Here is an 18,763-nt window from a genome sequence, read left to right as displayed (position 1 = left end):
AAGCCCGCATTCGCCGCGTTGGCCCAGGGGGCTGCATGCAGTCGATACGTCACAGTGACGGTTTAACGAAGCCTATTCCTGTTGTGCACCAGTATCTTCCGTCCAGTTTCATGGATAATCGTGATTATCCATGAAGAATTGCCGCATGACTATTCAGACCCGAATGCGCCAACCGACCCGAGATCGAGTGGTTGTGACCGGCCTTTGCTTACCAAAGCTCAACATTGTGTCAGCTAGCGCGCAAAAGCGAGTAGAGAGAGAAACAATATGATTGGCTATCAAAAATGGGCAATCTGTTGGCGAACAACGCATCTTGTCAGAGTTGAGGAGATCTACATCAACAGCACCCTGCCGGTGCCATCGCGAATCCTAAGAGCTTCCAATGCTCTATGCGGAAGGGTGAACGGAATCTGCCATTACTCCGATCGTCAACCATTGCTCGCGGCTGCTACGTCGCGGCCGACACTTCACCCCAGCGAACAGTTTTGCAGCTGGTGACGAAGGCTGCCCCGCTCGGCGCGGGAGGATGGCCGCGCGGCTTGCGCCCGGACTATCCGATCGTCGTGAAGCGACCAACGAAGGCTTTGGCGGCGGTCGACGGCGCCGTTGGCATCTCACGGGGCAAGCCTGACAAAGCCCGGCGGCATGTGGGGCGCCGGTGGTGACTCCACCGGGCCGCCACCTCCGTTGCCACCACTGCCGCCTCCGCCGATGCCTCCACCGCCGTTGCCACCCCCGCCACCGCCGGCAGTGCCCCCCGGCTGAGGAGCGGCAGCAGGAGGTTCCACCTGCTGCGGTGGTGGCGGCGGCTCTTGCGGTGGCGGCGGTTGTTTTGGTGGCGGCGGTGCCGCGATTGGCTGGGGCGGTATCAGGTTGTGGGCCGTCGGCGGCGGTGGCGGCGGAATCTGCGGCGGGTTCGGTAAGTCGGAATCCCCCTCGGGAACCGCTCCGGTCACCGAGGCGTGCATTGTGCCAGGCGCGTGACGGTCCGACCGGTCGTTCCCGTAGCGGCCTGCCACGAAGGTGGCGCCGTCCATCAAGCGTGGCAGCCGGACCCCGCCGGTGCCCGTCGGTTCCTTCCGCGTCGCCTGCATGTTGATGATGTCCAACCGCGGCAGCGGCTCGCGCGGGCCGCTTGCTGAGTTGACGGTGTTGAGCGTGGACGCGGCAACCCGGTGCGTCGGTTCATTCGATCCAGGCGCGGGACTGGCCATAGCCGTGATGGAAGCTATCTTTTGTTGGTTGTACGGGCAGTAGGCCTCGACGGCCGCAGTGACGAATCGGGTGAGGGTGCGCGTGAGGCGTTCGGGGGGGTATTGGCGCTCGGGCGGGTCCACGTTGAACGCCGTATTCCTCATCAAGTCCACTACGTCGTCCACAGGCATGCCGCCATCGAGTTTGCGACAAACCTTATGGGCAGTGGCGATGAGACTTGGCACGTTCCGGCGGGCGGGGATCTCTTTTTTAACGAGCAACGCCAGAAACTGGTCGTCCTGGTCGGGGTCGGCCGCTACTGTGCCGGCGCCCACGATTGCGGAGCCGGCTAGCACCACAATGGCGGTAACCAGGGCGCCGGCGTGGTTAGTGATGCCGGCGAACATGGCAGGGGTTCCATTCTTTTGGGCCATCCCATCGCTCCCCTTGGCGAGGCCTTGGCTGCTCTCGGTGGAGGCGATATATACTGTCTACTATAGTACTTAGTAGCTCAGCACATTGGCAAGTGCGGCGCCGTCGCGGAGTGGGAGCCCAATGTCGACAGTTGTGATCCGCTGACCGCGCGGCGGGCATCCACGTCATCGAGGTCTCGGTGTATATCTCGGTGGCTCCTGAGGCCAGCCAGCCCGATGGATCAGCGATCGCGATCATCGTCACGGCGCCTTGTATGGACCGCTTACGAGCGTGATCGGTCATTGCGACCGCACTCGGGGTATGGACCCCTTAATTATCTTGCGGCACTGCAAGAAAAAACTTGACCAGCTTGGACGAGCTGAGCTACAAAGCTACGCTGACTCACTCAGCGCTGTGATCGTCAGGCGACTAACTCAACCTCAACGTCCCCGACCCACGTCATTGTCGAAGTACCCCCAACAATGCTGACCTATGATATGGCACCACTCCCCTACTCGGTGATAGCTACACGAGTATCGATGACGATGCAATCGCCACGTCCGTCGCGAAAACACCTATCCCGCCATGCTTCCAGGGCCCGCTGGAGCGGGCGGGCGAGAACGGACTATGAGGTATCGTGATAGTTAGTATCCGTTGCTCCGCTTGAAGCAGATGGTGATAGCTGATGACGTTACCGCGCAAACGATTTGGGCCCGAGGCCGGTTCGCTTGTCGGCGTCAGTTTTCCGTAATGGCGCCGTAAGGGCGGGCCCTGTCGCGCGAGGGCCTCGGCAGGCGGCGTTCCGACGGGCGCGGTTGTCCCCGATCTGGTGTCGCAACTCGGTATTAGGTAGATAAGCGTGCTCGGCCGACGTTCGCCTTTAGATGGCTGCCGGGTAGCACCACATTGCGCCGACTGCAGTGAGGGCGGCGAGAACCAGCGGCCCCCCAGTGATGAGAAGGGTTGCGGCGGTAAGCAACAGCCGGTTGCTCCATCGATTTCGAGTGGCGGCCGGCGCGGCCAGACGTTCGGCGCGGGCCAGCACATCGATTCCGGTGGCCCCGAAGGCGCCCTGCGGCGCCAGGGCATCCATGGACAAAGCCAGCAGCGCGTCCAGCAGTGTCAGCGAACCGTATTTGCGGGCCGCGGCGTCATCGGCGGCCATCTCCAGCAACAGGGAGATCTCTCGATCGGCCGTGCTGAACAGGGGCACCCCGGGAATGGCTACCGCTAGGGCGCGCGCGAAGGCCAGAACATAGTGGTGGCGCCCGGCCAGGTGGGCTCGTTCGTGTGCCAGCACAGCCTGCAGATTGCGATCGGTGAGCGAGTCCAGCGCTGCGCTGGTCACCACGACGGTGTCGGGCCGGCCGGCTACGCAGTAGGCGGCCCGTTCGGCAGCGTCCACCACGACGGCATCCACTCCATCGATGCGGCGGCCGATCACCCGAGCTTTTTCGGCGTGCCCGCGGCTCTGCACACGTGCTCGCCGCAGAGACCTGCCCGAGCCGCCAACCCAGCGTGCTCAGCGCGCTGACCGCGGCCGCGGCCAGCACGAGCAAGGCCACCTGCAGCACTACCGCGGCGGCGCCGTCGACGAGCCGCCGCAGCGACTCGAAACACGCGGAGGCGAGTCGACCTGGCTCATGCCAATAACGCACGAGGGACACGATGAGGAATGCGGTCGCGGCCAGCCACGAAGCGACAACGCTGACCATCACCGTCAACCACGCAACCACTCCTAACCGCGGGACGGTGCCCGTATGGGTCAAGCGAGGCAGCACCCACGGTGAGAGCGTCGCGACCGCGAAGCTGTACAGCAGCAGGCAGACTGCGGCGCTCATCGTGCCGTTGGGTTCTCGTCGAAGCTCATCAGACGCAGCGGATTGGCGCCCCCGCTGACCGAAGAAAATCTCATTGCCGCGCCCGTGAGGATCGGGTTGAGGAAACAAGCCGCGGCCAAGTCGGGGCTCGCAGGTGAGTTCGTGGGTTCCGTCATCGCGTCAGCGATCGCGCACTTGCAAGCAGCACACGAGGTTTCGAGCACCGAAGCGACTGTTGTGCTCACCGCCAGTACCTCCGATCCGTGGCGTACCACCCAGTCTTATCCTTCCAGTGCACTGGAATGTCAAGGACGGTGGGATGAACGTTTGCGAGCTGGCCAAACTCACCAACGCCACCGCCAAGACCATCCGCTCCTACGAGGACTCGGGTTTCCTATCACCCTCGGCGCGAAGTGCTTGCGGGTATCGTGACTATGGGCGCGTAGCTCACCTCCGAGGGGTAACCCACACAGCTTCTCCAGAGCTTCTCGGCCACATCCAGTACGGTAGCGGCCATCTGATGGATCTCCGCGAACTTACGGGCTTGCACAAAGGCTCGACATCGGTATTGCCAGTCGTCAGTGCTGTATCTACTATCTGCGTACATAGATAGTAGCCTCGGGTAGTTGGCTGGATCTGCTCAGCACGCCCGCGGCATGTCATGGGACTGCAAAGAAGCGTGGAGACCGGCAATGACAGGACTTGTATTGCTTGAAGGATGGCGCAATGCGACGAACTCGGCGATCGTTTACTCCTGAGTACAGGTTTAAGGCCGCACATCGTGTCATCGACGGGAAAGAGCGTGTCGTCGATGTCGCACGGGAGCTCAATCTGAATGACAGCGTGCTACACACATGGGTGCGTGATGAACGGTGGCGGATGTCTGCGGATAGTGCTGGCGGGTCGCTGGATCATCCCAGTGGCGGTGAACCGCTTTTACCCAAGGAGCGGGCGGAGTTGGTGCGCCTCCGCAAGCAGGTGGCTGAACAGGCAGAAACTATCGCCGTCCTAACCAGCGCCTCGGCGTATTGCGCATCGCAACTGAACAGTCCCGAGTTTCGTGCGCACTTTCTTGCTTGGGAAGGATGGCGCGATGCCCAGCAAGTACGACGAGAGCCTCAGGGCCAAGGTGGGTTTGACGGTGGCACATATGACCGATGGCTATGACCTGTACAGGCGACGATGCGCACGATCTTAGCCTGCAGCCCCGTGCACCGGACACGGTATGCGGCGAGGTATCGCGGCTCGGCTTGCGTTGTCGAGAAGTCCTGGACCGTGCGCGAATCGGCGACCAACCGTGCGATCGGAATGCTCTACGCGGTGGCGCCACGTCGAGAGTGGCGAGCCTGGCGCGTGCTCGTGACACCCGCGTGACTAGCAAGCTCGGACGACAAAAATGACCACTGGCGCCCTCTGTGACGTCGACATCGGGGGCGGCTCGGTATCGCATGATTCATGACTTGGTGCTGCGTTGGGTCGTCACCGCATTATTCGCGCTGACCGCCGCCGAATGCGTGCTGGCGATCGCCACCAAGCACCGACCGTGGACCTGGGTCGTCAGCCACGGGCTGCATTTCATCATGGCAGTGGCGATGGTGATGATGGCCTGGCCCTCGGGCGCACAGCTGCCTTCGACCGGACCTACAGCGTTTTTCCTGCTAGCGGCCATGACGTTCGTGACGATGGCTGTCGTTGTGGCCCGAACAACCGCCCTGCGGATCAGGTATGGGTATCACGCGTCGATGATGCTGGCAACGGGCTGGATGTACGCCATGATGAACGCTCGGTGGTATCCAGCCCCAACGAGCACCCAGCATCGCGCTCAGCCAGCTATGTCGTCTATGCCGGGCATGGACATGGCTGGCACGGCCATGCCGGCAAGCAGCGGGTCGCCCACATGGTTTAGCGCAGTGAACTGGCCCGCTGCCGTTGGTTTCGCGGTTGCGGCGCTTTTCTGGACCTACTGGTACTTCGTCAAACGCCAGCATGAGCCGTCCCGCTTCAGGTCGCTGGGTAACCTGAGTCAGGCGGGGATGGCCATCGGCATGACCATCCTGTTCTCCGCCACGCTATTTCGGATCTGAGCTAGTTTCGCGGCCATCCAGGCATCAAACGACTTCACCCTCAAAACGCTGCTACCGTTGTCAAACCTGGCAGGCAGCAGGCATCGCCGCGAAGATCCACCGCAAACACACCGACTACCGACGAGCACATCAGACGCCGTCATGCTTACCGCGCGAAGGTCGAGCGTTTCGCTGAGCCCGCCGTTATTGGCGGAACGGCCGAGCTATGGCTACGAAATCGCGGAATCGCTAGAGGGCCTGCTTGGGGAAGGAAGGGTCAATTTCGGCAACCTCTACCGGCTGTTGCGTTCGCTGGAGGCCGAAAGGCTCGTCGGGTCGTCGTGTAACGGAGAACTGCCAAGACCGCTCAAGCGCACATGCGAACTCACCGGCGAGGGCGCTGCCATGCTCGGAGCATGGGCTGCGTCGCTGGGTGTGGGAGTGAAGACGATCGAAGCATTGCTGCAGCGCTACGACGCTGTGGTAAGCGCACCGAGGAGATCCAGAGAGGAGAACAACCATGACAACGATCCAGCGAGACTACGCCCAGCACGGGCTGGGTGATCGTGGGTCCAGTTGCTGCGGCCGACCGGGCCGCCGGAACGGATCTGATTACGGACCAGGCTGGCCCGTCGAGGACACAGCGATCACCCGGCGCCGCACACTCGAAGAGCACCAGCGCGACCTCGAGCAGGAGCTGGCCGACGTCGCTGAGCAGATTCGTGATGTGCCGGCCGACGAGCCCAGAGCAGGTACTGATGCTCGGTCGCAACGCCGGCATGGCAAGCCTGCATCGTCTTGCCTAGCCTCGAAGTTTCATGTCGTTGGGGGTTTTCACGGCGTGTAATGCACGGAAGTGCCTGTCCTGCAGGGGATTCTTGGGATTGCTGAAGTCTCAAGATCTCCGAGCTGGAAGGCACTCCGTAGGTGAAGCGTAACGCAGTTGCTGGTCTGGTTGTCGATCATCGCCGCGAGTCGTTGGTGACGTCGTCGGGGGCGGTGATGATCAACGAGACGATCCGGGCCGCGGGTCTGCGACCCGCGCTGTCGAAAGTCCTGTCCGCGTGGTGCCCGTCTCGGGCGCGCCACGATCCCGGCAAGGTACTACTCGATGTGGCGATCGGCGTTGCGCTCGGCGGTGATTGTCTGGCCGACGTGGCCGCGGTGCGCGCGCAGCGTGATCTGTTCGGCAGCGTGGCGTCTGACCCGACCGTGTCGCGGTTGTTTGCGGCGTTGGCCGTGGATACCGCCACGACCGATGCTGCGGTTGCGGCGCTGCGCTCGGCGCGCGCTGCAGCGCGTGAGCGGGTCTGGTCACGGTGTCGGCCGCTGGCGGGAACGCCTGGAACCCGCGATGGCGGGCAGGTCATCGTCGACATCGATGCCACCGTGGTGACGGCACATTCGGATAAACAGGGCGCCGAGGCGACCCACAAGATGTCCTATGGGTTCGCCCCGATGTGCGCCTTCGTCGACCATGGCGAGCACGGCACCGGAGAAACTTTGGCACTGGATCTGCGCCCGGGAAAGGCCTCGCCGTTCAACAGTGCCGATCACATCACAGTGCTGGGCGCCGCGCTAGACCAACTGCCCTTAGTCGAGCGGGGCCAGGTGCTCGTTCGCGCCGATGCCGGTGGGGCATCCAAAGCATTCCTGCATCACCTCACCGACGCCGGTCTGCAGTACTCCATCGGGTTTCCCGCCCACGGACCTGTGCAGGCCGCCATCGAGACGATCCCCGAGCAAGCCTGGGTTGCGGCACTCGACAGCGACGGCGCACCTCGTGAGGGCGCCCAAGTCGCCGAACTCACCAACTGGATGCCAACCCCGGTCAAACCCACCCGTTCGCCAGCCAAGTACGGCCCCCAGGAATGGCCGCGCGGTATGCGGGTCATCGCCCGCCGTGAACGCCCCCACCCCGGCGCCCAGCTACGACTGACCGACCACAACGGCTGGCGAATCACCTGCTTTGCCACCAACACTCGCGCAACCGGCTGGACGCTGCCGACCCTGGAAGTACGCCACCGCCAACGCGCCCGCGCCGAGGACCGGATCCGCTGCCTCAAAGACACCGGCCTGCGCAACCTGCCCTTCCACAGCTACCAGGCCAACCGGATCTGGCTCGAAATCGTCGCCCTGGCCAGCGATCTGATCGCCTGGACCCAAACCCTGGCCTTCGCGGATCATCAACCCGCCCGCAAATGGGAGCCGAAACGGTTCCGCTTCCGCCTGCTCGCCGTGGCCGGTCGCATCATCCGCACCGGCCGGCGACGAAGACTCCGCCTGCCCCAGCACTGGCCCTGGAATCACCTCATCGACACCGGCTGGGCCAACCCCGCACCACCTGAACAAATCCCCCGCCCGACCATTCGACCAAGGACCCGGAGAACCGGCGAGCACAGCGCCGGCGAACACCGCTGCACCACAGCACGACAACTCCAACGACCACCACCAACGCGCTAACCCCCAACGACATGAAACTTCGAGGCTAGGGCCTAAGCGGGGTCAATCATCCTCCCACACAGGGGTTTCGGTGTCAGGTAGTTCGAAGGCGTCAGGACTGAGAACTTCTCGAGCTGGCTGAATCGCCGACTCCGCACCATCACCCACGAATATCTCGTTGTGGCTCAACAGGACACGAGGGCGGCCAGCGCAACCCACCGCGAGCTCGCCGGGCTCTGAGGAACCCTTTCGTTCGAATACCCCCGCAAGGTAGTCATGGTAGCGGCGGCGGGTACGGGTGCGCGAAAGCCGCTTCCGCTAGTCCGCCAGGCCGGTAGCCTCGGGGAGCTCGCGACCCGGAGGTAAGTGCCTCGACGCGTGGAAGCCTGGTCTTCGCTGGCGAATCACCGAATCCAGGCGTTCTCCTGCAGCAGTGGATGGTGTCTAACTACTGTTCCAGGTTTTGACGGAGCGAGAGGAAAAGAATGTCATCGCGATCGCCTCGAGCGAGTCCTTTTCGGCTCAGACGAGAACGTTCACCGACCCTCGCCTGTCCGCCATCGTCGATCGACTCACGTTCGGTGGCAACATCATCGAAACCGGCACCCACTCCTATCGGCTCGCCCACACCAAGGACGCCCGTGCCCTAGTGGACAACACATGAATATCGGCGGCGGACACCTCCTGTCAGCACGGGAGTCACGCAGTGGTGGTGGTTTGAATGTCCTCGCCGTTCGAGGCGTGCTGTGGTGTCTCACTGGTGAAGAACCGCAGGGCGATGACCGCGGTGATTACCGCCCCCATACCGAATGTGGCCAGGGCTGTGCTGAACCCGATGCTGAGCAGTGCTTGGAAGAGGAGGCTTCCGGCGCCGAAGCCGATGAACAGGATGCAGACGTTGAGGCCTATGGCCTGGCCGCGTTGGGCGGACAGTTGGGTGACGATCCCGGCCAGTAGCGGCTGGGTGAGGTCGTAGCCCAGGAACAAGATCCCGACAGCGAGCCCAGCGAGGATAAGCGGAACAGGCAGCGCGAGGAGCAGCGCCGCGGTGGCCGCGACGGCCAGCCCGAGGGGGATGAATCCGGCGCGACCGTATCGGTCGGCGAGACGACCGATAGCAGGACCGAATAGGAAACCGGGCACCCCGTAAAGCAGCAACGCCACGCCGATTCCCACCAGCGTCAGACCGAAGCGCTGGCTGAAATTGACGCCGAGCCACGTGTAGATGCCGGAGTGGATCACCGCGTTGATCGTGACATAGCCGTAGGTGCGGCGTGCACGCTGCTGCCGCAACAGCGTGAGGTAGCCGGCCGCGACTTGCCCCATGCTTCGGCGTTGTGTCGCCGACCCACCCGCCAGCAGCGAGCGGTGGGCCGTGAGCATTGCAAGCACGATCGTGCCGAGAGCGGCCACGCCGAGAAATAGGCAGTGCCAGCCGATCAGCGGCTCGAGCAGCGCCCCGGCACTGGACCCGAACGCCATGCCCCCGGCCATCGCGCCGAACAGCCAACCCAGGGCGTGACCTCGCCGCTGGTAGGGGAACTGGTCACCGATCAGGGCCAGGGAGATGGGCACCACCCCGCTGGCGCCCAGTGCGGTAAGCGCGCGGAACGCAATGAACGTGCCGGGATTACCCGCTAGGGCGGTCAGCGCGGTGAGGACGACGAACGCCGCAGCAGACCCGAGGATCACCGCTTTTCGGCCGATCCGATCCGACAACGGACCCCCCACAGCAGGGTCATCGCCCCGTAGGGCGCGAGGTAGGCGGGAACAGTGAGCCCAAGCAGATCGGTGGAGCTTCGGAACTCGTGCGCGAGTTGGAAAATGAGCGGTGCCACCATGAACGCCTGGAAGAAGATCAGAAAGGTAGCCGCGGCCAATGTTCGTAACAACCATTCCCGTGGCGGTTGCGTCGGAGCTGGGGAAGACATCGAGTGCCTCCTTATCAGATTGCTGAGAGGGGCGTGAGGGCGTCTGTTCGCCGGTCGTGACCGTCCGAAATCGATGTCCCGCCGGCCAGGAACCGGGGTGAGGTCACTTTGGGTGCCCTCACCCCGGTGCTGTGGGTGCCTAGCTGACTTTCTCCATCGTCTGCCCGCAGCAGCACGTCGGATTCTGCTGACCCTGACAGTCCGGTGGGGCGCTCTTAGTCACCGTCACCTCGCATCCGCATTCCGGCAGCGGGCAGCGATATACTTCACCTTCACGAAATGGCATGATCGACCTCCTTGTGGTGTTCTTCCTGCTAGACGACACTAAGGCCTGGCCCTTGGGGCCAGGACAAGTCACAATGGAGGCGATCATGCGATCGGACACATTCACCGCCGGACAAGCCGCCGCACACGCCGGCATCACCCGCAAGGCGCTGCGGGTGTACGAGGCCAAGGGCCTGGTGGACGAACCCCCGCGCACCGCGGCCGGCTATCGCCTCTACAGCGCTGATGACGTCGCCGTACTCACCTTCATCCGTCAGGCCCGCACCCTCGGCCTACGCCTCGATGACATCGCCGCGATCCTCGACATCCGGCGTCACGGCGCGGCACCGTGCGCAGCGGTACGCACGCTCATCGATGCCCGCATCGACGAGATCGACACCGCGATCGCCGACCTACGTGCCCTACGCCGCACGCTCGGCACTACCCGAGATGTCCCACATACGGTCGAGCGCGCCGCCGAGACCCAACCGGCAGCGGCGGTGTGCCCCATCGTCGAGCACACCACAGCAGGTCGACCAACATCACTCCGAAAGATCATCAGCCCGACCCCCCGAGGACACCACGCTCTCTGAGCAGATAGTCCCCCCGGATCGCCGCCAGGCGTACGCAACTACCGGTGGGGCCAGATTTCGTCAGGGTGTGGGCCAGATGGGGTTGACAGAGCCAAAAGTTACAACCCCATCGAGACTCGTGACACAGAGACAGACCACGTGCGCCACTCCGCCCTCGGCTACCAGGTCCCGGGCCGCTACGCTGCCGCCTGGAGCCTCTGATGAACGACTCTCACAAACCGTTGATCTGTCCCCCGTCGTTTTGAGCCGTGGCTATCCGAGATGAGGCACTGAATAGGCGGATGTCCAGAGCGTTTCAAACTCTGCGGGGCTGATGTTACCGAGGTAGCTGTGGCGGTCGACGTTGTAGAGGTTGTCGATGTAGTCAGCCATCGCTGCGGCCAGTTCTAGAGTGGTCGCCCATTTGCGAGTGTTGAGCAGCTCGACCTGCATCCTGGCCCAGAACGGCTCCATGGCGGCGGCGTCATAACATTGACCGACGGTGCCGAAGGAGGCTAGCAGTCCGCAGCGGCCGACGTTTCCCCGAAGCTCCCAGGAGGTGAATTGCGACCCGTGATCGGACTGCAGATTTCGTGGATGAATTCTCGGGGTCCAGCCAGTCGCCTACGTAGGATCTCCACTTCCTTGTCGTCTCAAGCGTGAAGTGACATTTAGCTGATCGGTCGCGAGGATACCGGCGGAGTGCGGAATATAACGAACAAGGTCGCTATTCGACGGCGACCATCTCATCGCCGCATGTACACCGATATGGGTTGCCCGCCTCAGCGCCCCGGCATTCGATCTCGATGCGCGCCCTGCACCTGCGGTCGTGGCATATCGGCAAGGTGCCTGCTTCGTGGTCCGCTCATTTGTTCCCCCTCAGTCGTCTCAGGGCCTCCGGTGAAGGGAGGGATCTGTTGGATCGGCTTATTTTGGGTTGTCCCCGGTGTGGTACCGCCAAAGCACGTCAGGTTAGTTCGTGCGGATAAGTCGATGCCGCCACGAACCGGACCAGCGCCAATACGCGGATGCCCACAGGCTGCATCGTTCGCGAAATATTGCGCGCCTGGCGACACCTCGGTAATCCGCGAAACGCGTTGCAGACCAGTAGAAATCGCGGCAAAGTCGAAACGGCGTGGCGAAACCGCTTGTCACACGACACCGAAATCCCAGACTACGCATCGTCTTTCGTGATCGCCGGGTCGCGGATGCGACGACTGGCGTCCTGCACGGTGGCTTCTGAGGAATCCGATTTCGTGGCTCCTCATTTCAGAGCGACCACTGGTCTGTGTGCGCCCAGCTGGGCCTCGCGACCGAAGCGGCGGAGCCGCAGCGAGTTGGTGACCACGCTGACCGAGGAGAACCCCATCGCGGCACCCGCCACGACCGGGTTCAACATGCCGAGCGCGGCGAGTGGGATTGCGGCGGTGTTGTAGCCGAAGGCCCAGCCGAGGTTCTGGTAGATGGTGCGCAGGGTCTGCCGGGAGAGCCCGATCGCAGACACAACCCCGTCGAGCTGCTCAGACATCAGCGTGATATCGGAGGCCTCGATGGCCACGTCGGTACCGGTACCGATCGCAATGCCCAGATCGGCCTGCACCAGGGCGGGGGCGTCGTTGACGCCATCGCCGACCATCGCGACCACCTGGCCCTCGTCCTGCAGTCGCCGCACCTCGGTGACCTTGTCTTCCGGCAACACCTCGGCCAGCACTTGGTCGATGCCGACCTGCTTGGCGATCGCGTGCGCCGTGCGGGTGTTGTCTCCGGTGATCATGGCGACCCGCAACCCCATGGCATGCAGTTGACGGACTACGTCGACGGCGTCGTCCTTGACGGTGTCAGCCACCGCGAGCACACCGACAACCTGGTCGTCTCGCCCGACGAACACCGCGGTGCGGCCCTGCTCTTCGAGCTCGGCGGCCGCCGCAGCCAGGTGCTCAGACAACAGCAAATCCTGCTCGGCGACGAGCTTGCGCCGCCCGACCACCACCGATCTGCCGTCGACCTCGGCGCGCACCCCGTGCCCCGCGACGTTGGCGAACGCCGTGGCGGCCGGAATCTCCAGCCCCTGCTCACGCGCACTGGCGACGATCGCCGCGCCGATGGGGTGTTCGGAACCCGACTCGACAGCGGCGGCGATCCGCAACACCAGATCGGGCTGGCGCCGCTTGCCGGCAATAACGTCAGTCACCCGCATCTGGGCACGGGTGAGGGTACCGGTCTTATCGAACACCACCGTGTCAATCTTCTTCGAAGCTTCCAGCACCTCGCCGCCCTTTACCAGGATCCCCAGGTCCGCGCCCCGGCCGGTGCCGACCATGATCGCCGTGGGGGTGGCCAGGCCCAGCGCACACGGACACGCGATGATCAGCACCGCGACCGCCGCAGTCATTCCGGCGACCGGGTTGCCGGCAAGCAGCGTCCACCCTGCAAACGTCGCGACGGCAACACCAATGACGGCCGGAACAAACACGGACGAGACACGGTCGGCCAGCCGCTGCACTGGGGCCTTGCCGCCCTGCGCCTGCTCGACCAGTCGCACAATCTGCGCCAGCGCGGTATTCGCCCCGACCGCCGTGGCGCGCACGGTCAGAAGCCCATCGGTGTTGACTGTCGCCCCCGCAACATGGTCACCCACCGTTTTCTCGACCGGAACGGATTCGCCGGTCAGCATCGACTCATCGACGGCGGCGCGCCCGTCGATGACTTCGCCGTCGACCGGGATCTTCTCCCCCGGCCGCACCCGCACCAGGTCTCCGACGCGGACCTGCTCCACCGGCACGCGGCGCTCCTCACCGTCCACAAGCAGCGTGGCTTCCTTGGCGCCCATCTCGAGCAGCTTGTTGATGGCCTCGCGCGCCTTGCCTTGAGCTCTGGCCTCGAAATAGCGGCCCAGCACCACGAACGCGATGATCAGCGCCGAGGTGTCGAAGAACAGAGGTCCACCGGCAAACAACTGGTAGGTGGAGTAGACGAACGCGGTCAACGTGCCCAGCGCGATCAGAGTGTCCATGTTTGATGTCAGCTCCCGCGCCCGCTGTACCGCCTCCTTGAGGAACGGCCACCCGGCGACGAATTGCACTGGCACCGTCGCGGCAAACGCCAACCACCCCGCCCACGGGTAGGCGCCGAAGAACATTGTCGAAGCCATCGCTACTAGCCCCAACGGGAAGGCCAACCACACCCGCCGCCACCACTTGCGCCGCTCGCGCCGACTCTGCTCGTCTGGCGACAACTCGCGCCCCGTGGCTGGCACGGACCCGCAGCCGCCGCAAGCCGCGCCGTCCGGCGCACGGTCTTGTACGCCACGGCGCAGGCCGAACAGCGCCAACCCGATCCCGCTGGCGATTCTTCGCACCACACCGGTCTTGGGAATATCAGCCGAGCGCGGGGCACGCGCGGGCACCAATTCGGCAGGGACATGCTCGGCTTCGGCGATCGCCGATAGCACGTCAGCGGTCTCGCAGTCTTGGTGCGAATACCAGATCACCACCGATGCCGTTCGCGGATACGCTTGCACGGCCTCCACGCCGGTCACTTGGGAGACCGTCTCCTCGATCGCGACGGCCCGAACCGCGTCCACACCAAACCCGGTGACGTGCACGCGCATCCGCCCCGACGCATCGGATACAACCTTCAGCGCGACGTCGCCGTCAAGGACACCAGTGGTCATTTGTCGTCGCCCGAGTCCACCACGGTCAGCGGTCCAGCTTCCTCCCCAGCGCGCTCTTTGGCCTCGGCCACCACGTCGGCGACCGTCAGTCGCGCCTGCTCGGCGCTTGCCCCGGCCGTGCGCTCGGCCTCGCGGACAACGCGTATACCCCAGGCGGTAGCGATGACCGTCGCCTTCCGCAAAGGAGCCTTCCCCGCCACTTTGCACAGTGCCTCATACGCGGCAACCCCGACTACGCCGGTCAACACCGTCGGCGCCGCCTTCACCAAGAATCCATGCAACACCATTCCGAATGCTCCTTCATCTCGTTCAAATCGTTGAGCCGTCGGTGGGTTCACCTTGGCTGGTTTTCCGCCATGGATGACGCGGACTGGCGACCGTCAAGCCCGTACCGCCGGCAGCCGGCGGTTGCCACGAACTCAGTGTTATCCTTCCAGTGCACTGGAAAGTCAAGGAGGGCCGCATGAAGATCGGCGAGCTGGCCAAACTGACCAACACCACCACCAAGACCATCCGCTTCTACGAGGACTTGGGGCTACTACCGCCACCGGCCCGCAGTGCCTCTGGGTACCGCGACTACGGACCCGAGATTGTGGATCGGTTGCGGTTCATCCATCGGGGTCAAGCGGCCGGATTGACCTTACAGAAGGTGCGCCAAATCCTGGCGATTCATGACCGCGGCGAGGCGCCGTGCGGGCACGTCCGCCAGGTCCTGCACAGCCGACTCGACGAAGTCCGCGCCCAGATCGCCGAACTCGTCGCGCTTGAAGGCCACTTGCAGACCCTTCTCGACCATGCATCGCACCATGCGCCCACCGAACACGACCATTCGATGGTGTGCTGGATTTTGGAGAACGACCTGGGCGTCCCAGCCAGCGACGAACTCGCGGACGCCCGCGACTAGGCCGCTGGCTGTAACTCTCGACAGGTTGTGAAGGGCGTGGCTAAACAGCCACGCCAAAATCGGGGGTCAATCGTGCGGAGTTGATATTCACAGTCCGACAAGCAGCCGGACGTCGTTGGTGGGTGATCGAATGCCGAGAAATGAATGCACGTTACGCCCAGCCCGGACGGCGACCGTAGAACACCTAGCGCTTAGTTGCACACCCAGTTGACGATCTTTCCGCCGCCCAGCCTGTTCAATGCGTCGTCTGCTATTTGGTGCGTGTAGCCGTTTGCTGCTGCCTGATTTGGGTAGCGCCACGATCTACCCCACGCGCCGCTAGGTGCATAGGCGATCGCGCCGTAGCGCATGACAAAGGGTACGCCGCCCGTCGGCATACCCATCTCGGACGGCACAGCATTGTCGATACCGGCGCTTACCTGCGGAGTCAGCGGAAAGCGACATGATCATCATCCCCCACCGTGCCCCCAAGGCTGGCGCCTGCCAGCGCGATTCGATGGCAGCGCTTTGTCGTCATTGTCGTAACCCCTTTCTGAGGTTCGGTAAGCGGAGCGGCTCTGAGGGTTGATGTGACATTCAAATTGGTTGCACCAAAGGCGAACTTGCTAGGCGCCGCCAGTTCTGGCTTGCCCTGCAGTTGCGCGGCGTACGGGTGCGGCGTCGGCTGGGATGTCGGGGTAGGCGTTTGCCGGGGGTCTACCGGTCCGCCCGGGCCCATCGTGCCGGGTCCCATGTCTTGGCCGGATTGCATCATCGGGCATGTACCGTCACGCCCCCCGCGCGGGAATCCGGTATCCGTCGTCTGAGGCCCGGCCCAGCCCGAACCCCGATAAAAAGACCACGGCCACAACGAACACGACACCCGCGGCGATGCGCAGCACGGCCAGGAGGTTGATCCCACCAGCTATGCCGATCAGATCGACTCGAATATCCGGGCTGCCCTGCCACCGTGGGCGGTTCAGTGGATTCCGGTGATTGCGTCATACTTCTAGATGATGCCGACATATACCCTGTGGGGGTAGTCGTCAAAGTTTATGGACACTACCACCTCGTAGACAGTGCCGGCCGACCGTTAGTGGTCCTAGTCTCGGCCTGGCAATCCCACGACCGCGCTGTCATCGGACAATCGCCATCTGGCTGCCCCATTTGTCAGACACACGTAGACCGCCACGGCGGCGGGCGCCGGCACGGCTTGCCGAGAGTTACTGCGCGGTTTGCGGATTGCAGGTAGCAGTGGGTTTCATCGAGTCAGCCACGGCATATCTTGCCGCGGAAGCTGCTGGACGTTAATGGTGCTGCTGATCGCCTTTGGCACAATACAACTGGCCTGGATGCTTGCGCTGGCGGTCCTGATCTGGCTGGAAGGAGTCACCCCTTTCGGCGATCGGCTGAGAGGCGTTACGGCGGCGATGCTCGTACTCCTTGGTGTCGTGTTACTGGTGCACCCCACTTTATGTTTCATCTCATTTGGCTTCGCATAGGTTCCAGCGCCCACACTCGATGATGTAGTCACGACGTCACCGCTCCGTCGGCAATATTGGAGGTTGGCGGCGGCCTGCGCAGTGGTCCAACCGCGGCAGTATTAGCGCTCGATCACCGCCCGACTTTTCGGCTGACGGGTGAGTCGTCACGTGGGTGATCGGCAGTGGGCCCAGCGCGACGTCCGTCTCGTCCGGCGTGAATTGCGGAACCGTGCAGTCTCTGTCGTTCGTCGATCGTTAGGTGTAGCACGAAAGTGAACAGCCACGTCAACGCCGGCCACCTGCGCGTGCTGCGACTTGGAATGCTGGCGGCCCGTTTAGCGTCGTGGGTAAGGTCTCCTGCGATGGCTGGATCAAACTATACCGGCGCGAAGGATCCATAGAATTGAGCCAAGCACGTTTTTCGTTGCTGCGGGCAGGATTTCGGAGCGGTGCGGCCGCGGGAGCCTGGCTCGCGGTTCCTAGGCTATTCGGCTATGGTCGCGGCGTGCCCGGGGCCGAAGGATTTGTCGACGTCGACGACGGCGGTTGACCGGGACCCATCGGTCCCATGCCACCGGGCCCCATCATGCCTCCCATTCCGCCCATTCCGCCGCCAGGCCCGCCCATCTCGCAGCGCATCACCTGCGGTCCGTTGTGGTGTTCCCAGCGGGAGCCAAGGAAAAAGCCGGAAAAAACACCGCGCCTACGATGAAGACAACACCGACGGTGATGCCCACCACTGCTGCGGCCGGACCGAGGCGGCTGGACCGCTGAAGTGCCGCCCTTTCGGCCGTGGATTCACTTGGGGTTTGGGGTGTTTCAGTCATGTGTCCCTCCGGGTTTCGCTAGTTACATTACGACGCTTTGGGAAAGCAGTTCCACCTTGACGTTCGGCCGCCAGCTGGTCGGACCGCTCGGAAATGGTCGTGGACTCGACCCGTATTCCGATCCACCACCAGCGCATCGACATATCCATATGCGAGCGGCGACACGGTCAACCCTTCCTGTCTGGTCATCGGCACTGTGAGGCGCCCGATCGCTCAAGCCGTCAACGACGATGCACTTTCTACGTACAGACATAGTAGATGATGGAACGATAATGCGCACAGGCTTCCCAGCTGAGTAACCGGCCAGCCACCACTGCGGTCTCAGCGGGACACTTCCGCCTTGGAGTACTGCGTCCGATGCAGCTGCCGCGATGCACGCGCGCGCCCGGGCTGCTGGCGACGGAAGACACGGCGGGCCCTTCCTTAATGGGCAATCCCATCGCCGCCAACCCTGCGGCAGAACTTCGCGGCGCGCCTGTAGCGCTGCGCCTCGGATAACAATTGGTGCGGCTACGGTCGAGACTAGATCGAGCGCTGGAGCATCACGTGGCCGTTGTCGGCCAAAACCACTTGTACCGTGGCGATCTGGTCGACCGGTTTCGAAACGCTGCCGGTGGGTGTCGCCGTATGGCCAGGGATCGCCACCCACGTCGCCAGCCGGGTCTGGCTGCCGTCGCGGCCCACCACGACCAATGCCACCGTATCGTGGGGGGAATCGGGTGGAGCCAGGCACATAAACTTTAGCGCGATGTTTGTACCCCACTGCTGGCCGCTAAGCGACACTGTCGACGCCAGCAGGGTCGTCCCGACCTGGTCCATCGGCAGCGCCGACACTGCCGCCTGTGGCGGTGATGTTAGGAAACTGCCATGAACCCCAACCAGCACACCGATCGTCAGGATGACGGCAGCGGCAGCCGAGCCCATCCAGGTCATCGCGCGGCTACGAACGCGGCGTGAACGCACCGCGGCCAGCAACGACGGCAGCAATTCCGGTGGCATCTCCGTTGCCCCGGATGGGCGGTCTGCCTCGTTGATCGCGCCAATGTCATTGCGGTCGAGCCGCGCCAGCATGGCTGGAATGCCGCTGAGCTCGGCAACGGCCTGACGGCATTCCAGGCAGCAGGCTATGTGCGCCTCGAAGTCGCGCCAATCGGTGGCCGACAGTGATCCCAAGACGTACGCGGCATCCCACATCG

Annotated in this window: 14 protein-coding genes and 3 pseudogenes; 9 read left to right on the top strand and 8 right to left on the bottom strand. The window is 63.6% G+C overall.

Going from position 1 to position 18,763, the window contains the following annotated elements:
* Positions 1–614: 614 nt before the first annotated feature.
* Together HMPREF0591_RS31490 and HMPREF0591_RS34155 are read right to left on the bottom strand one after the other, a co-directional pair.
* Positions 615–1,601 carry a DUF732 domain-containing protein gene (locus tag HMPREF0591_RS31490; protein ID WP_007171751.1) on the bottom strand — a complete coding sequence of 329 codons (987 nt, stop codon included), beginning with the start codon at positions 1,599–1,601 and terminating at the stop codon, positions 615–617.
* A gap of 887 nt (positions 1,602–2,488) precedes the next feature.
* Complete coding sequence (locus HMPREF0591_RS34155) at positions 2,489–3,052, bottom strand: M56 family metallopeptidase (RefSeq protein WP_007171750.1); 564 nt, start codon at positions 3,050–3,052, stop codon at positions 2,489–2,491.
* A gap of 695 nt (positions 3,053–3,747) precedes the next feature.
* On the opposite strand from HMPREF0591_RS34155, the pseudogene HMPREF0591_RS34590 reads away from it, so the two are divergent.
* The 6 genes and pseudogenes from HMPREF0591_RS34590 to HMPREF0591_RS26045 form a co-directional block, all read left to right on the top strand.
* Positions 3,748–3,867 (top strand): annotated as a pseudogene (locus tag HMPREF0591_RS34590) (MerR family DNA-binding transcriptional regulator); the annotation flags it as partial.
* A gap of 287 nt (positions 3,868–4,154) precedes the next feature.
* Positions 4,155–4,595: a transposase gene (locus tag HMPREF0591_RS34740; RefSeq protein ID WP_083802070.1), complete on the top strand. Its 441-nt coding sequence runs from the start codon at positions 4,155–4,157 to the stop codon at positions 4,593–4,595.
* Between the two features lie 281 nt (positions 4,596–4,876).
* Positions 4,877–5,512 (top strand): DUF5134 domain-containing protein, encoded by a 636-nt coding sequence (locus HMPREF0591_RS26055; RefSeq protein WP_007171749.1) that lies wholly within the window; start codon positions 4,877–4,879, stop codon positions 5,510–5,512.
* Positions 5,513–5,653: 141 nt separating this feature from the next.
* On the top strand, positions 5,654–6,055 hold the full coding sequence (locus HMPREF0591_RS34735) for a PadR family transcriptional regulator (protein WP_083802069.1): 402 nt from the start codon (positions 5,654–5,656) through the stop codon (positions 6,053–6,055).
* Between the two features lie 363 nt (positions 6,056–6,418).
* Positions 6,419–7,834, top strand: a pseudogene (locus tag HMPREF0591_RS26050) (IS1380 family transposase); the annotation flags it as partial.
* Positions 7,835–8,381: 547 nt separating this feature from the next.
* Positions 8,382–8,597, top strand: a pseudogene (locus tag HMPREF0591_RS26045) (ATP-binding protein); the annotation flags it as partial.
* A 35-nt stretch (positions 8,598–8,632) separates the two neighbouring features.
* Here the strand turns inward: HMPREF0591_RS26045 and HMPREF0591_RS26040 are convergent.
* Together HMPREF0591_RS26040 and HMPREF0591_RS33540 are read right to left on the bottom strand one after the other, a co-directional pair.
* Positions 8,633–9,625 (bottom strand): MFS transporter, encoded by a 993-nt coding sequence (locus HMPREF0591_RS26040; protein ID WP_208857806.1) that lies wholly within the window; start codon positions 9,623–9,625, stop codon positions 8,633–8,635.
* Positions 9,622–9,864: a hypothetical protein gene (locus HMPREF0591_RS33540; RefSeq protein ID WP_208857805.1), complete on the bottom strand. Its 243-nt coding sequence runs from the start codon at positions 9,862–9,864 to the stop codon at positions 9,622–9,624. The genes HMPREF0591_RS26040 and HMPREF0591_RS33540 overlap by 4 nt, the downstream gene beginning before the upstream one ends.
* A 371-nt stretch (positions 9,865–10,235) precedes the next feature.
* Here HMPREF0591_RS33540 and HMPREF0591_RS26035 point away from each other — a divergent pair, with 371 nt between their 5' ends.
* Complete coding sequence (locus HMPREF0591_RS26035) at positions 10,236–10,721, top strand: MerR family DNA-binding protein (RefSeq protein ID WP_050790149.1); 486 nt, start codon at positions 10,236–10,238, stop codon at positions 10,719–10,721.
* 252 nt (positions 10,722–10,973) lie between these two features.
* On the opposite strand, the gene HMPREF0591_RS26030 is transcribed toward HMPREF0591_RS26035, so the two are convergent.
* The 3 genes from HMPREF0591_RS26030 to HMPREF0591_RS26020 form a co-directional block, all read right to left on the bottom strand.
* Positions 10,974–11,174: an IS3 family transposase gene (locus HMPREF0591_RS26030; RefSeq protein WP_007171740.1), complete on the bottom strand. Its 201-nt coding sequence runs from the start codon at positions 11,172–11,174 to the stop codon at positions 10,974–10,976.
* 790 nt (positions 11,175–11,964) lie between these two features.
* Positions 11,965–14,310, bottom strand: coding sequence for a copper-translocating P-type ATPase (locus HMPREF0591_RS26025; protein ID WP_085981737.1), 2,346 nt, complete (start codon positions 14,308–14,310; stop codon positions 11,965–11,967).
* Between the two features lie 59 nt (positions 14,311–14,369).
* Positions 14,370–14,660, bottom strand: coding sequence for a DUF1490 family protein (locus HMPREF0591_RS26020; protein ID WP_040624043.1), 291 nt, complete (start codon positions 14,658–14,660; stop codon positions 14,370–14,372).
* Between the two features lie 176 nt (positions 14,661–14,836).
* Here HMPREF0591_RS26020 and HMPREF0591_RS26015 point away from each other — a divergent pair, with 176 nt between their 5' ends.
* Both HMPREF0591_RS26015 and HMPREF0591_RS26010 read left to right on the top strand, forming a co-directional pair.
* On the top strand, positions 14,837–15,277 hold the full coding sequence (locus tag HMPREF0591_RS26015) for a heavy metal-responsive transcriptional regulator (protein ID WP_040624090.1): 441 nt from the start codon (positions 14,837–14,839) through the stop codon (positions 15,275–15,277).
* A gap of 1,214 nt (positions 15,278–16,491) precedes the next feature.
* The gene (locus HMPREF0591_RS26010; RefSeq protein WP_279626987.1) at positions 16,492–16,758 is read left to right on the top strand and encodes a copper chaperone; all 267 of its coding nucleotides are present in this window, start codon (positions 16,492–16,494) and stop codon (positions 16,756–16,758) included.
* Positions 16,759–18,089: 1,331 nt separating this feature from the next.
* Here HMPREF0591_RS26010 and HMPREF0591_RS26005 read toward each other — a convergent pair.
* Positions 18,090–18,761 carry an anti-sigma factor family protein gene (locus HMPREF0591_RS26005; RefSeq protein ID WP_007171731.1) on the bottom strand — a complete coding sequence of 224 codons (672 nt, stop codon included), beginning with the start codon at positions 18,759–18,761 and terminating at the stop codon, positions 18,090–18,092.
* Positions 18,762–18,763 lie beyond the last annotated feature (2 nt).

This window comes from Mycobacterium parascrofulaceum ATCC BAA-614, assembly GCF_000164135.1.
Lineage (GTDB): Bacteria > Actinomycetota > Actinomycetes > Mycobacteriales > Mycobacteriaceae > Mycobacterium > Mycobacterium parascrofulaceum.
Note: the sequence above shows the minus strand (reverse complement) of the source record. Positions and strands in the feature narration are given on the sequence as shown.

Bases quoted from the DNA above. Each gene is read 5' to 3' on its own strand.
- HMPREF0591_RS31490 (WP_007171751.1), bottom strand. From the start codon at position 1,601: ATGTTCGCCGGCATCACTAACCACGCCGGCGCCCTGGTTACCGCCATT.
- HMPREF0591_RS34740 (WP_083802070.1), top strand. From the start codon at position 4,155: ATGCGACGAACTCGGCGATCGTTTACTCCTGAGTACAGGTTTAAGGCC.
- HMPREF0591_RS26055 (WP_007171749.1), top strand. From the start codon at position 4,877: ATGATTCATGACTTGGTGCTGCGTTGGGTCGTCACCGCATTATTCGCG.
- HMPREF0591_RS34735 (WP_083802069.1), top strand. From the start codon at position 5,654: ATGCTTACCGCGCGAAGGTCGAGCGTTTCGCTGAGCCCGCCGTTATTG.
- HMPREF0591_RS33540 (WP_208857805.1), bottom strand. From the start codon at position 9,864: ATGTCTTCCCCAGCTCCGACGCAACCGCCACGGGAATGGTTGTTACGA.
- HMPREF0591_RS26035 (WP_050790149.1), top strand. From the start codon at position 10,236: ATGCGATCGGACACATTCACCGCCGGACAAGCCGCCGCACACGCCGGC.
- HMPREF0591_RS26030 (WP_007171740.1), bottom strand. From the start codon at position 11,174: ATGGAGCCGTTCTGGGCCAGGATGCAGGTCGAGCTGCTCAACACTCGC.
- HMPREF0591_RS26025 (WP_085981737.1), bottom strand. From the start codon at position 14,310: ATGCGCGTGCACGTCACCGGGTTTGGTGTGGACGCGGTTCGGGCCGTC.
- HMPREF0591_RS26020 (WP_040624043.1), bottom strand. From the start codon at position 14,660: ATGGTGTTGCATGGATTCTTGGTGAAGGCGGCGCCGACGGTGTTGACC.
- HMPREF0591_RS26015 (WP_040624090.1), top strand. From the start codon at position 14,837: ATGAAGATCGGCGAGCTGGCCAAACTGACCAACACCACCACCAAGACC.
- HMPREF0591_RS26005 (WP_007171731.1), bottom strand. From the start codon at position 18,761: ATGTGGGATGCCGCGTACGTCTTGGGATCACTGTCGGCCACCGATTGG.